The organism is Chitinophaga sp. S165 (assembly GCF_003182155.1).
Classification (GTDB): Bacteria; Bacteroidota; Bacteroidia; order Chitinophagales; family Chitinophagaceae; genus Chitinophaga.
This window is the reverse complement of sequence record NZ_QGTG01000005.1, coordinates 238,868-252,648: the sequence shown is the minus strand read 5'-3', so window position 1 is coordinate 252,648 and position 13,781 is coordinate 238,868. Positions and strand designations below refer to the sequence as shown.

General features: G+C 42.0%; 13 protein-coding genes. 6 read left to right on the top strand and 7 right to left on the bottom strand.

Going from position 1 to position 13,781, the window contains the following annotated elements:
- Positions 1-126: 126 nt before the first annotated feature.
- Positions 127-720, bottom strand: a complete 594-nt coding sequence (locus C7475_RS20415; protein ID WP_233259910.1) for a methylated-DNA--[protein]-cysteine S-methyltransferase — start codon at positions 718-720, stop codon at positions 127-129.
- A gap of 90 nt (positions 721-810) precedes the next feature.
- Positions 811-1,377, bottom strand: a complete 567-nt coding sequence (locus tag C7475_RS20410; RefSeq protein WP_110055239.1) for a hypothetical protein — start codon at positions 1,375-1,377, stop codon at positions 811-813.
- A gap of 428 nt (positions 1,378-1,805) precedes the next feature.
- Here C7475_RS20410 and C7475_RS20405 point away from each other — a divergent pair, with 428 nt between their 5' ends.
- The gene (locus tag C7475_RS20405) at positions 1,806-2,096 is read left to right on the top strand and encodes a hypothetical protein (RefSeq protein WP_110055419.1); all 291 of its coding nucleotides are present in this window, start codon (positions 1,806-1,808) and stop codon (positions 2,094-2,096) included.
- Positions 2,097-2,173: 77 nt separating this feature from the next.
- Here C7475_RS20405 and C7475_RS20400 read toward each other — a convergent pair whose 3' ends face one another.
- Entirely contained in the window at positions 2,174-3,316 is a 1,143-nt protein-coding gene (locus C7475_RS20400; protein WP_110055238.1) for a hypothetical protein, read from the bottom strand.
- A 128-nt stretch (positions 3,317-3,444) separates the two neighbouring features.
- Complete coding sequence (locus tag C7475_RS20395; RefSeq protein ID WP_110055237.1) at positions 3,445-4,575, bottom strand: alkene reductase; 1,131 nt, start codon at positions 4,573-4,575, stop codon at positions 3,445-3,447.
- Positions 4,576-4,771: 196 nt separating this feature from the next.
- On the opposite strand from C7475_RS20395, the gene C7475_RS20390 reads away from it, so the two are divergent.
- Positions 4,772-5,134, top strand: a complete 363-nt coding sequence (locus C7475_RS20390; RefSeq protein ID WP_110055236.1) for a helix-turn-helix domain-containing protein — start codon at positions 4,772-4,774, stop codon at positions 5,132-5,134.
- 96 nt (positions 5,135-5,230) lie between these two features.
- Here C7475_RS20390 and C7475_RS20385 read toward each other — a convergent pair whose 3' ends face one another.
- Both C7475_RS20385 and C7475_RS20380 read right to left on the bottom strand, forming a co-directional pair.
- Positions 5,231-6,370, bottom strand: a complete 1,140-nt coding sequence (locus tag C7475_RS20385) for a TIGR03118 family protein (RefSeq protein WP_110055235.1) — start codon at positions 6,368-6,370, stop codon at positions 5,231-5,233.
- 488 nt (positions 6,371-6,858) lie between these two features.
- A complete protein-coding gene (locus C7475_RS20380; RefSeq protein WP_110055234.1) occupies positions 6,859-7,128 on the bottom strand; it encodes a hypothetical protein in 270 nt (89 codons plus the stop codon).
- A gap of 229 nt (positions 7,129-7,357) precedes the next feature.
- Between C7475_RS20380 and C7475_RS20375 the strand changes: the two genes are divergently transcribed.
- Both C7475_RS20375 and C7475_RS32800 read left to right on the top strand, forming a co-directional pair.
- Positions 7,358-7,885 carry an RNA polymerase sigma factor gene (locus C7475_RS20375; protein WP_233259908.1) on the top strand — a complete coding sequence of 176 codons (528 nt, stop codon included), beginning with the start codon at positions 7,358-7,360 and terminating at the stop codon, positions 7,883-7,885.
- Between the two features lies 1 nt (position 7,886).
- A complete protein-coding gene (locus C7475_RS32800; protein ID WP_146217603.1) occupies positions 7,887-9,395 on the top strand; it encodes a hypothetical protein in 1,509 nt (502 codons plus the stop codon).
- A gap of 6 nt (positions 9,396-9,401) precedes the next feature.
- On the opposite strand, the gene C7475_RS20360 is transcribed toward C7475_RS32800, so the two are convergent.
- Entirely contained in the window at positions 9,402-10,172 is a 771-nt protein-coding gene (locus C7475_RS20360; protein ID WP_199236264.1) for a pseudouridylate synthase, read from the bottom strand.
- 131 nt (positions 10,173-10,303) lie between these two features.
- Between C7475_RS20360 and C7475_RS20355 the strand changes: the two genes are divergently transcribed.
- Positions 10,304-11,527, top strand: a complete 1,224-nt coding sequence (locus C7475_RS20355; RefSeq protein ID WP_110055230.1) for an ATP-binding protein — start codon at positions 10,304-10,306, stop codon at positions 11,525-11,527.
- Positions 11,481-13,769: an NACHT domain-containing protein gene (locus tag C7475_RS20350; protein ID WP_110055229.1), complete on the top strand. Its 2,289-nt coding sequence runs from the start codon at positions 11,481-11,483 to the stop codon at positions 13,767-13,769. The genes C7475_RS20355 and C7475_RS20350 overlap by 47 nt, the downstream gene beginning before the upstream one ends.
- Positions 13,770-13,781 lie beyond the last annotated feature (12 nt).

Below are 13,781 nucleotides of genomic sequence, written 5' to 3'. Positions count from 1 at the left end.
AAAGTAATTCAAAAAATCAGTTATCAAAATATTTGGGGAAATTATTTGGGGTACTATCTTTTTACAGAGTGGTTTACTGTGTAGTGACCTCTGGTATGGATAAGACAGGAACTGGTGCTCGTGAAATCAAAATTGATTGAAAAGATCAGGCAACTTCTGTTGCCGTTCCAAGTCAAGCAGCACAGACTTATTTTTTAAACCACCTGCGAATCCTACAAGCTTGCCAGACGCTCCTACGATCCTGTGGCATGGTACAATGATAGCGATCGGATTTTTGTTTAATGCACCTCCTACTGCGCGAACAGCATTTTTATCACCGAGCATCTCAGCCAATTGTCCATAGGTTTTTGTTTCACCGAAAGAAATATCAAGTAAAGTGTCCCATACTTTTTTCTGAAATACTGTTCCTTTGCAGTCCAGGGGAAGGGTAAAAAATGTACGCTTCCGGTTAAAATAGTCGTTCAATTGAAGTTCTGCTTCAAAAAGTATTGGGTTATCAGCTTCGTGTTCAGGATAAGCCAATTTGGTCCTTTTAAAATCTTCGCCTTCCCACAACACTGCTGCCAGGCCTTTCCCTGTTGCAATCAGTCTTAGTTTCCCAACAGGAGAGTTAATATCTTTATATACTAATCGATTTACTATTGTTATCATAGGATAGGATGCTTTATGGAACTGGCAGTCAATACGAACGAAATTTTCGATCCGCTGTTGCTTCTTCATAGGTAAGGCTACCAGCCATCTACAGAAAACCAAAAGTATAACAAAGTCTGTTATATTCTGAATAATCCATATAATACATCCATGTAGGGATCACCGGCTCTCTCTCTCTGCAGTGGCAACATTACCTGGCAGGTCTGTTGCCGTGACGAGGATGCGCGTACCTTTTAATGTAGGATTAGTAAGGGTAGTTGCATATCTCCAGTAAGAAACCCTATCACCCGGCACAGCCTCTCCCTCCTCTAATTCGATACCTGTTGCAGACAGCAGTCGCACCTTCACAGATTGAACACAGACTACGTTTTTGACTGCAAGAGTGATCACATCCCCGATGGTACCGCTATACTGTTTCGTATCAATTAAGACAATCTTAGGAAACGTCGCCGCATCCTTAAAGGCGACATTATAGGCAGTTTGTCCGCCTTTTGCAGCTGCTGCATACATCAGTTTCTTTATGGGATCAGCTATCGCTTCCCTAGCATACGATAATGCGTCTTCAAATTTATCCCTTGCAACTAATTGCCGCATTGTAGGCGGTAATGTGTCAGGACCACGCTTAACACACACCACAGTTTTACCCTTTCTGACCTTAAGGGTCATCTGTTTGGCGATGGTACCGGACAGACCATTTACGAATATATTTTGTTTTACATAAGCCATACTTTCGTTTTTAAAGGTTAAAAAATAAGGTTACCATTGGTTGCCGGAATCTGTCAAAGGAGGCGCTTCTCTCCTGTTGCAGATGAAGCAACTTTGAGCAATAAAAATAAACAGTTTTGTCTTTGTTCGGATTGCAGAATACCTGGGGCGACTAGGCAATATCTACCGTGCGATCATATGCTTACAAAGGTACGAAAAAATGCTCATTAAAACATCAGAACAACACTTACTTATTCCTGACCAAACCCTTACTGTACAAGGATTATACAAGCTTTATCTTACGTTCATCTTACGTTCAAAGACGTAAGATGAACGTAAGATAAAGCTTGTATAATCCTTGCATAATTGAGATTAAATGGGCGCCATTTACAAGTTAAAATTGCGTAAAACCCGCAATGAAAAATACCGTAATTTTAAATAAAAAAACTATGGCAAGAACAAACAATCATTTATTCGACGGCCTCAAAGTAAGCCGTGGAAAAAACACCAAAGACTTCGTGTTAAAAACACGGGGCGGAAAAACATTTGTTAGCAAATGTCCTGACATGAGCAAGGTTGTTCCTTCAGCATTACAGCTTGAATACAAAAACAGGTTCATGCTTGCAGTGGAATATGCTAAAAGCATCATTAGCGATCCGGTACAGAAGGCTAATTATAAGACAAGGCCAGGCAGTACAGTATACCATTCCGCAATTAAAGACTACCTGGAGAGCCTATAATTCCAGGTACAGGTAATAGCTTATTCGCATTAAAAGGTTACCCTCAAAAACGCACTAAAGCGTCATACCAGTAACCGCTACTCCACCGGGCTTGTAGTAACGGCAAGCTGAATATATTTCGAATTGATATACCATTGGACCTTCGTCGTGTCTGAGAATGTAGAGATCAACCTTCCATTGGCATCAAATCCCCGTATCGTCATCTCGTAGGCACCTTTTCCTCTTGCCGTCACATGATTCCATGACACGCCTTTATCAGATGAATAATAACAGTTGGAAACATCTAAATTGGGGCGGTTCACAAAATAGGCATCTACTGTTATATAAAGCGTTCCTTTTGCATTCATGTGTACTCTCCTAATTACTGGCACGCTCACATCTCCCGGCAAAGGTAACTTCGTAACAGTACCTCCAAAATTTGCACTGTGGTAGAGGCCTCCTGAGGTAGCAACATATATATCGCGATCCTCACCGGATGTAAAATCCCTTAAACTCTCCATGCTATCTTTCTGAAACACTATCTTCCATGTTTTCGTCATTTGATCGTAATACAAGATAGCACCGGAATACATTTGAACAAATATATGCCCGGCATTATCAACCACAACCTTTTCAATTGAATTGTCATCATAACCTGGAATTAACAGCGTTTCAAATGTAGTCCCCTTGTTCCTGCTATAGACTATATAACATGATCTTTCGCCGTCTTTGTTGTCGGCAGTAAGACCAACATACAGTACACCATTTTTATCCGTGCACAACGTGTTAAACGCCCTTACGCTCAGTGGCACATTATACTTAATATCGGACACTGTGGTATAATCTTTCTCCAACCGGAGCAAGCCATCTGTGTTTGTGCCCCAATAAGAAGCACGCAGGTATAACTCGCCGTCCTTACCACCTGCCATTTGCTCCAGAGAGGTTCCATATTGTTTATGCTCATAATAATTTTTCTGCATTAACAGTATATCTCCGCCTATCTTTTCAACTTTATATGATGCAACCCATCCGAACATACTGACATGGAACAGACTATCAGGCGTAGCTTTTACATCATAGTATCCTATGTCGGTCTCTTTTACAATATCCTTATATCCTATCCAATAGGGCACAGGACGTGGTGGTGACGGTGACTCCGGGGTTTCATTCTTTTTACATGCGTTAATGGCTGCAAGAAAGATCAGCAGCACTAAAAGTTTACGATAATACTTATGCTTCATAGTGATATAGGAATATAAAAATGCATGCGAAGGTAATTATTTCCTATAATGATGATGCATATACTATCCATAACCAACTGCGCCCTTTCATCCCGGAAGGTGAAAGAGCGCAGTTAAAAGCCTCTTTTTTACATGCTGAAATTCGGGAAGTCGGTAAAGCCTTTCTCTCCATTCCTCGTATAATATGCAGAGCGATCAGCCACAGTTAGTTGCCAATCGTTCTTAAAACGGGCCACCAGATCCGGATTCCCTATAAACGGCCTGCCGAAGGCTATCAGATCTACCCAGCCGGTAGCTAATGCTACCTGTGCGGACTCTTTGTTAAAGCTGCCACACCAGATGATAGCGCCTTTAAAGATGTCCCGTGTTTTCCTTACGAATTCGTCCGGCAGATGGCGCTCATTGAATTCGGTGACCTCCTGCATGTTTCCTTTCGGCATTAATTCGTAAAGCAGATGGATATAAGCGATACCCCGCCGGTTTAACTCATCGCACAGGTGGAAAAAGGTTTCTTCTCCAAGCGGGTCATCGGGCATACTGTTGTAATGCCCGAACGGAGAAAGCCTTACTCCTACGCTTCCGGCGCCTAACTCCGCTATTGCTGCATCTACAACCGCTAATAGAAAACGGGTGCGGTTCTCAAATGTCTGACCGCCATATTGATCATCACGTGTATTGAGCGTTGCGTTCATGAACTGCTCAAACAGATATCCATTTGCACTGTGGATCTCCACGCCATCGAAGCCGGCCTTTCTAACATTGCTAAACGCAGTTTTAAAATCGTTTATTAAAGCAGGCAGTTCGTCTGTTTCGAGCTGTCTTGGTTTGCTGGCACGTACGAATGTCAGCTTGCCTTCGGCATCATGCGCAAACACGTCTGACCCGATTGCCTGTTCATCAGTAGCGCCCCATGGTGCTTGTCCTTCAGGCATCATGGAAGTATGTGACATTCGTCCTACATGCCAGATCTGCATGAAGATCTTACCGTTATTGCGATGCACTTCATTTGTTACCAGTTGCCATCCTGCTATCTGGGCATCTGTATAAATGCCAGGTGTCCATAGATATCCTTTGCCATGCGGCGCTATATCCGTTGCTTCAGAGATCATTAACCCTGCGCTTGCACGCTGACCATAATATTTCGCCATCAGGGCGTTCGGCACATCACCGGCCGAGGTACGTGTTCTTGTCATTGGCGCCATTACCACCCGATTCTCTAATTGATGAGATCCCAGTCTGTTTGATTCGAATAAAGTCATCTTTTTTTAAGCAAAGTACCGACACACTCACCTCATTTGCAATAACTTACGACAATGTAAGTGTACTGAAATCAAGGTTCGTATTGTTCATTTTCAATTACTTGCTGAATTGGGAAGGCCGACTTATGACGCAAGAATGACAGTCATTCTGAGCGTTTTCTGCGTTAATTTTGTGGTTAAATAAACCAGGTAAAAATTGGCATATAACAGAACACAGCGATCAGCATGGGTATCCAATCCGGATGCATGCGCAGTTGAAACAGCGCTTGCTACCATTGGTGGGAAATGGAAACTCAGGATCTATGATCTCCTGAGAAGAGAACAATCTGTAAGGTATAATGCTCTTAACGCCGAACTGGGAGATATATCAGAAAAAACATTAACTGCCCAGCTGCGCGAAATGGAACAGGACGGGATTATCAACCGTATTGTTTTTCCAGAGGTACCTCCACGGGTTGAATACCAGTTAACGCCCCTGGGAAAATCATTGCAAAGCGTTTTTGACGCATTATTGAACTGGGGAAGAGAGTTCGCAGAGAGTAAGACCCCTATAGCTTAAAAGCCTGCTGATGCATAAGGAAATGGATCATTCGTTATTCAGATAACAAAACAGGAAAGCAAAAGCTTCCCCGTTTTGTTATAAGCTTCAGATACTTTAAAATGATTTCATCACATACCCGAAAACCCCATGTGTTTCATTAGACGGGCCGGCTGTATAAAAGAGTTGTTTAGCATTAGTAGACGGTACATTGTTTTCGAGCGCCCACAGGCCGTCAATAACAATAGGCGTACCACCTCTGGTCAACGTACCTAGTAATTTTCCATCCTGATCGAACACATTAATTTTCCCGTCCCCAAAATTGCCTATAATGATGGTGTTATCAACTTCCCAGAAACCATCTGCAGCAGCAACAATTCCCCATGGTGAATTCAATGATCCCTGTGAAGTAAATCTCTTCACAAAGGAACCATCCGGGTTGAATATATTCACATATCCGTTACCCGCTCCTGCTTCATCATCTTCCTTACCAGTTTCCTGCTTGGCATATGTTACATACAACTGGTCTCCAATACTTCTGATATTAAACGGAGCAAAACCGGCAGGCATAGTAGCATCTGCAAAAGGTTTGGTATTGACTAAATTAAAATCTTTATCAAACACGTCGATCGTGCCTGCATAGAAGTTAGCCGCATACAGGAAATAATCTGCACCATCTTTCGCTAAAGCGAGTCCTTTATATACTGCATTGGCCGCTGAGCGATCTGCTACAATGGGAGCTACTGTTCCCGAAGCCCATGCTGCAATAGTACCATCTTCCGTATCAAAAATGAATTTAGCAGGCACACCACCTACCTTGAAATCTGTCGTATTGTTATACACAATACCGGTAGCTTTACCTCCTGACGGACTGCCCGGAGATGCAATGGCAACTGCAGGCAATAGTGTGGAACCGCTATTATCATATATCGTACTGAAGCCTGATCCCGCATTGGCTATCCAAAAGGCCCCTGTAGGAGTAAAGGCAATACCCCAGGCGTTTACAAGTTTCGGATCGACATTGGTAGAGCTATATGGGCCTCCGTCAACATCTGTAACCAAGCCGACCTGGGTGTAATTTTTATTACCTGATGGGGGTGGATTGGGATCACCATCACCATCACTTTTACCACAACTGATATTTAGTAATAGGAGTATGGCTAAGATGCCAGCTAAAGATCTGCCGGCAACCTTTCTTATGGCGGATTCAATGGTTGATGGCTTTATCCCGGCCCCTTTCTCAAATAACGGTATCATTTTCCTCAATTTTAACAGTGAATGGATAAACGCTCACATGAATATGTTCCTCACTACAGGATTCATTCAGAATTGTTTTGTTTACACTTCTACTATTATTAGGGCAGGAAAGAAAACTTATTTATATAGGTAGTCTTATTAGTAGATACGTGCGTTTAGCCGGAAAGTTGCCTTGTAGTCAAAGTATATTTTCCACTTCTGCCTTTGCTGCATGTTATTTTGGCACTGGTAAACCAATCTCTTTCTAAAACACTACAGATCAATCCATTTTAGAATATTCTTTTAACATGCAGATTTTTTTTCCGGGGTACCCAACCTTTCACTATTCGTTCACCGTTCATCTTTATAAAATAACTTCTCTATGAAAAAACTTATTGGCATTATGGCCCTTGTGGGCGCCATTGTTCTTGTACAAAGCTCGTGCAGCAAGGAGGCAATGGACCAGAAACTTAAGAACAACGGCCTGGCATTAGACCACGATTCACTTCCTACGGATAGTCTTCCTCATGACAGTATCCCATACCCTCCATATGATTCAGTACATCTGCCTCCCGATTCATTTCCTCATCTGCCACATGACACTTTCCCGCATCTACCGCATGATTCATTCCCATACCCACCACACGATACTTTCCCGCATACACCTTACCCACCGCATGATACTTTCCCACAACCACCCTATCCACCGTATGATACCACATTCCCTCCGAATCCGCCGTATCCTCCTTACGATACCGCGCATCCTCCGTATCCACCATACGATACAGTTGGCGTACATAAAAAGTCCCGGAGGCGATTGTAACTAATCAGGCTACGTAGCGTTACAGTTGCTAAAGGCCACTGGTTTACTGTAACAGGCAGGCTATATAAACGCTTTTACCGGAGATGCCCATAAGGGGGGCTATCCGGTAAAAGGCGTTAAATTGCGGCGCTATTAGAGCGGTAAGAGATCAGAATAACTTATTGTATACTCATCGGAAACTTCATTTGGAAGATACTCAGGAATTGATCAGACTGTGCGTAGCTAACAACCGGTTAGGACAGGAGAAACTTTATAAGAAGTTTTATCCTCAGTTATACCTTTTGTGCCGTAAATTCTTTCCTGAACAGGCAGATGCATTGGAAGTACTGAATGATGGTATGCTGAAAGTTTTCAGGAACATAACATTATTTAAAGACGATAAGGGACAATTCTTCAACTGGGTTTATACAATAGTCCGCAATACCGCCCTGGACAGACTTAAAGGAGCAAAATGGTCAGAACATGTAGTCGTTGATGATATTGAGATATCTAATAGCGACAATCCGCTTGCCGCTATGGAATCGGGCGATATTTATAAATTGCTGGATATACTACCACCTGCCACCAGGGCGATATGTATTCTATTTTACCTCGAAGGATTTTCTATTAATGAAATATGTGCGAAGCTGCAATTAAGTACGGGCACTGTGAAATGGCATTTGAGTGAGACAAGGAACAAATTAAAGCCGGTATTACTAAAGTATTATTCTTAAAATGACGGAACAGCAATCGGACCATACAAATTTCAACAAAGAGGAATTACCAATTCCTATACCACCTGTGGATCAGGCGTGGCAGTCCATGCAGCAAAAGCTGGACATGGAATTGCCTGTGGTAGAAAATTTGCCGTCCCGCCCTGCTATGCGTCACATTTGGATAAAGACCTTAGTGATCACAATTTCAGCGGTTACTGCCATTACGGCCTTGTGGTTATATAGCCATAAGCATCTCAAAAACGCGCCGTCATCTGAAAATATTGTTGATGATACCAGCTTAATTATTACATCTCAAAACACACCTTCTCATAGACTGTCTAACACAGTACTTCAGCAATCTGCACCTTCAGCAATAAACAACATATCAGATGAACGATCTGATACGGTTCATAACAACCAACTATGGATATCCTCTTCCTCATCCAGATCATTACCATCATCATCGCCGTCAGCGGAATTATCTGTGCCACCACGGCAATCTGTGAACAATAAACAATATCCTTCCAGGAAAAATACTGGTCACCCTTCCACAGACCTGCAAACAACACACCAACAGGAGACACGATCAAAAGCGTCTGACAAACGATATTCGATGGAGAAAGCGGATGCACTGGCAACTGCCGCTCAACAGATAACAACGCAGCAACCATTACCATCACCTGCATCTGATCAGGAGCATCCTGTTGAAAAGACAGCTGTTGAAGCACAACAAAGAACAACCAGCCAACAGTTGCCGGCGGAACATAACACTTACACATCCGATCATTCTACAGGTGGGACGACAGCACATCATCCATTGCAGTTAACCCTGATAAAAACACCGTTTGCGAAATATAATACCAGCCTTCAGCATAAAGCAGCCCCGCTGGTACTTCGTCAGTTCAGTAGCAGAGACCGAGAGAAAAAATGGGCTTTATATATTCAACTAAATATACCTGTCCCACTATATAGAGACAGTATTTACTTTGTGGGACCGAATGGCAAAGATCAGTTCTATCGTAACCTTGTCCCTGCATTAAGAGTTGAAAGAAAATTATGGGAGGGCGCATTGTCATTAGACATACTGCCTGCCGTCAGTTCCGATCTCAAATCCAGCATACCTGCAAAAGATTCAGGCACCACATGGTTCCCGTTTGATACTTCCAGCGCAGTTCTAAAACAATATGGATGGGGATTAGCTTTGCAATATCAATTCCTTATTCACAACAAATGGCAGATCGGCGCAGGTGTACAAACATCCTTCCTGCAAAAAACTGTTGTGTATCGGGCTACCAGCGATACTTTCGGGCATACAACATCTGGTATTTATCCGGCCCTGCCGGCAGAAAAACAAGACCTCTCAAAAGTGCGGATCAATGCTATGGCTGAATTAAACTATGTTGCCGGCAGATGGCAATTAGGCCTTCGCACGCTCGTACCAATTACACGAGTAAGCAAAACCAGGGATATCTCCGCAAGACCGTTGAATATGGAATTTATAATCAGGAGAAGATTGTGGGCGAAGTAAGCGCTATTAATTCTCTAACATGTGTGCCAGAATAGGCGCACATTTTTCTTTACAGGGTGCATAGAAATGTCCATGTTTCCAGGTAGCAGACTTAGGCGACTGTCCCCACCAGAACTCAGCCAGCGCCAATGGCTGCATCTCATGTAAAAAGGCATATTGCAGTAATTTAGGCGCTGCACATTCTCCCGCTCCCGCCGGAGGATTCTTATAATCCGCCTCTTCAAATATGTCTATCAGGCTCTTCGACCGGCCCGCCCGGTTCAGAAAATGATACTGTTCAAATATTCTTCGTTGTAAGCCCATAGAATGCGTTTTACGCAGCTCTCTGAGCGCATGTACCCTATCATCTGATCCATGTGCTTCCAGGGCACTTATTTCGGCGTTAATACGGGTTAACTCTCTCATTCCATCATTTACAAATCCACCTTCCACCAGGCCATCAAACACAGGCGGAACAAATTTAGCATGATGGTTCCCTCCTGCCAGCTTGCCCGAAAACGCCGCCAGGTATCCCAGCTCAAGTGCTTTTGTTCTCACTACGAGTACACCGAACATCTTTCCGATCACTGCACCTGCCGCTCCGGCAGACAGGCCGAAATTATGCTCCCATTGGTCTTGTTCTTTCAAATGAGCCTGTAGCTGGCTGACTGCCAGCAGGCAGAGCGGATGAGGTTCGTTATCCTGCGAAATGGAAAACACCTCCGGCACCTCGTGCAAGGACGCGGATCCGTCGAAAGGACTGAAGATCAGGTTTAGCTCTTTTGTTGGCGGTGTCATTTGAAGGGCGCAAAGTTAAGGAGATTTGAGAGAAAGGGGAAGAATTGGAAAGACTACGTTACCAATATTTTTATTGGCAGAAAAGTTGCCAATAAAAATATTGGTATATATTTGGTGAAATATTTTCATCAATGAGTTGGTTATCACCCAATACCATTACCGGAGATGCAGCTACCGGTAATAGACTTTTCAGGAGAGAAATGATCAATGGAGAGTTTTGGAAGGAAATAGAAAAAGGTAACCACATTCTTTTTGTGGCCCCCAGGAGGGTTGGCAAAACTTCTATAATGATGGACCTTGCCGAAAATTGCTCTGATCAATATTCCTGTATATACCAAAATATTGAGGGAGTCAGATCCCGAAATGAATTCTATCAGCGCTTGTTTACACTTATTATACAGTGTCTGGGAAAGAGCCGTGCTCAATCTGTTAAATCTTTTGTACAAACGTGTTTAAAAAGATACGCCATAGAAGAGATTACGGCGTCCGGTCTCAAATTTAAAACCAAAGAATTAGACTACGAACAGGAATTACGAAATCTTATTCTCTCTCTGGAAGCAACAAAAGTGCATACTATCATATTCCTGGATGAGTTTTCAGAGGTCATCAGTAAAATGAGCAGATCGGGTCAAAAAGAAGATGCAATTGCCATATTACATACGTTAAGAGAGATCAGGAGTTACAAAGAATTTAAGAATTTCTCCATAGTCTATGCAGGATCTGTTGGATTAGAATTTGTAATCAGGAATATTGCCAGGCCAAAGCTCATCAACGACCTCCATCCAATACAAACGGGTGCACTCACTATTGAAGAGGCGCAACAGTTTATTCATCAGTTGACAAAAGGCGCTACTATAAAATTGTCGCGGCAGTGTGTACAACATCTGATAAATGTGATAGAGCATACTTTACCTTATTATATTCAGTTGATGTTGGAAGAGATTGACCATATAGCCAAACTTCGGAATAAACCCGAAATATCTGAAACGGATATTGACAATGCATTCGAAAGCGTGCTTAAGAAGAATAAAAATTTTGAAGATTGGCACGACCGTCTCAAAGACTACCAGTCCACTCACTTTGGATTTATTAATGAAATATTAAAACATGCAGCGCATAAAGAACAAATAACAATACAAGAGATTTACAACATAGCCTGCCATGAAACATATAAGAAGCAGGATGACTATATGGATTTTATAGATCAGCTAACCAACGACGGATATTTAATCGAGTCCCCTAAACATATTTATAAGTTTATTTCTCCCTTCCTGAAGAGATTCTGGCTGGGAAAATACCCCGTGTATTATGAACAATTCAATTTATCAACGCCCTCTATTTTATCAATCCGCTAACGCTGATGACGAAGCTATCAAAGCGAACTTCCTAATCCGCCTGGCTGAATACGACATTATTATCCAGGATATCCTGAGAAATCCCATGAAGGGATCCGTTCAGCATTACCTACTGATTGGACGCCGGGGTAGCGGAAAGTCTACCCTTCTGAAACGGCTGCAGGTTGAAATAGCGTCCAATCCTCTTCTTAAGGGCAAATATATACCCATCAATCTTGCAGAAGAGCAAGCGAATATTTATAAGTTATATGATCTTTTAGAAGAGATCATTCGCGAACTGGCGCAACACGGAATATCCAAAAAAGAACCGGTATTCAATGACGATATTCACGTTTATTCCAGACAATTATTCGACCACATACACCTACTGGTTACCAAATCCGGGAAGAAAATTGTTCTGCTGCTTGATAATGTAGATCGCATTTTCGAAAATATAGGAGAGGATGCAAGTCTATTGAGAGAATATCTTCTTAACCATGATGATATCAGGATCATTGGCGGCAGTACGAGAATGACTGAACATTTCTGGAAATATAACCAACCATTCTATCAGTTTTTCAGGGTACTGGAGCTAAAAGCATTAACCGCCGAAGAAGTAAGGACCTTATTACTTAGCTGGAGCGAAAAGCAGAATATTCCACAACTTAGATCCTTTATCGAAACCCGCCCCGGACAACTAGAGGCGATCCGGTTGTTAACAGACGGATTACCAAGAACACTACAATTCTTTGTAAATATCCTATTAACAAATACACAGGATACTGGTTACGAATATCTGCGCCATGTAATGGATAGCGTTACACCACTATACCAGGAAAGACTAAATACACTACCCTCCTCACAAAAAAAAATCGTACTGCAAATGGCTTTTATCTGGGAAGCTACTGGCACCGGGAAGCTCGCTGAAGCAACGAAAATGAATAACAATGTGATCTCAGCACAGTTGAAACAACTAAGTGAAAAAGGAATTGTTGAAAAGGTAGAAACAGGAACTAAAAACCATTTATATAGGCTGGCAGAACGGTTCTTTAATCTCTGGCTCATATTTACACAAGGAAGTCCGGCAGATAAAAGAAGAGCAAAATATCTAACCATTTTCCTTGAAAATTTCTATAATGCAGAACAAATACAGCTATTGGCAAAAGAACACCTTGATGCATTGGATAAAGGTGCAATCCCTCCCAGTAAAGCAGTTTTGCTTACCAAAGCATTTGTTCAATCCAACTGTATCAAATCAACGCTCCGCGAACAGCTAATTACGAAAACTTTGCAATTAACAGATATCGATGACGATATTAAAAAACACCTTCCCCCGACACTAGAACATATCATGGACAGCATTCTTTCCCTGGTTGAAAATGGTAAATTCATGGAAGCGCTCCAGCTAGCCGCTGAAATTGAATATGAAGGTGGGATACGTGAATTCATACAAGGTTATATATACCTTATAGAAGGGAACTCAGAAGAAGGAGAAAAAGTACTGCTGGCTAGTATTAAAAATGGTTTCCCATCCCATCATATGCTTGCATCTCTACACTTAAGGCATAATAATGTGACTGCAGCAGAAAAAATGTTCCTCGAAGCTTTGAGTCAAGATAGTAACATCCAAATTCCAGAGCAGGAATCTGCATACAGCGAGGATGATAAATATACATTATTATTAAAAGCACATTTTGTAGAGGAAATTGAAAGGAACAGTGAACTGGCTAAAAGCATTGCTACCATTTACGCCGCTAACTCAGAATTTGAGGAAGCTGAATTTTTTCTCCGACTGGGCATAAAAAAAGGAGTAAAGAGTGCCGCACACGACCTGGCACTCATTCTCTATCAACAAAATATTAATAAACAGGAAGCGTTACAATTAGTAGCCGAAAACTATGAAGACTACAAAGATGATATTGATTTCCAAACCGTATCAATTATTGTAAATGCATGGTGTGGTAATCTTCAACACCTCCATCGTGAAGTCTATGACTTCGTAAAAGCTTATCCCAACGATTCCTGGGCAATACTGGAGCGGCTATTATGTCATGGCCAATCCAATCTTGTTTATCAGATATTTCATTCTTCCGAAACAGCAGATGCATTGCGTGAACGATACTTACCTATTTACTATGCATGCCTTCTGTTAACTCAAAACAAAGAAAACATTCATCTAAGGATCCCTCCTGAAATAGCATCAACTGTTAATGAAATTATTCAGGAAGTAACACTCTCCATAGAATATTATAAAGAGAACTAATGATAAAGCTGA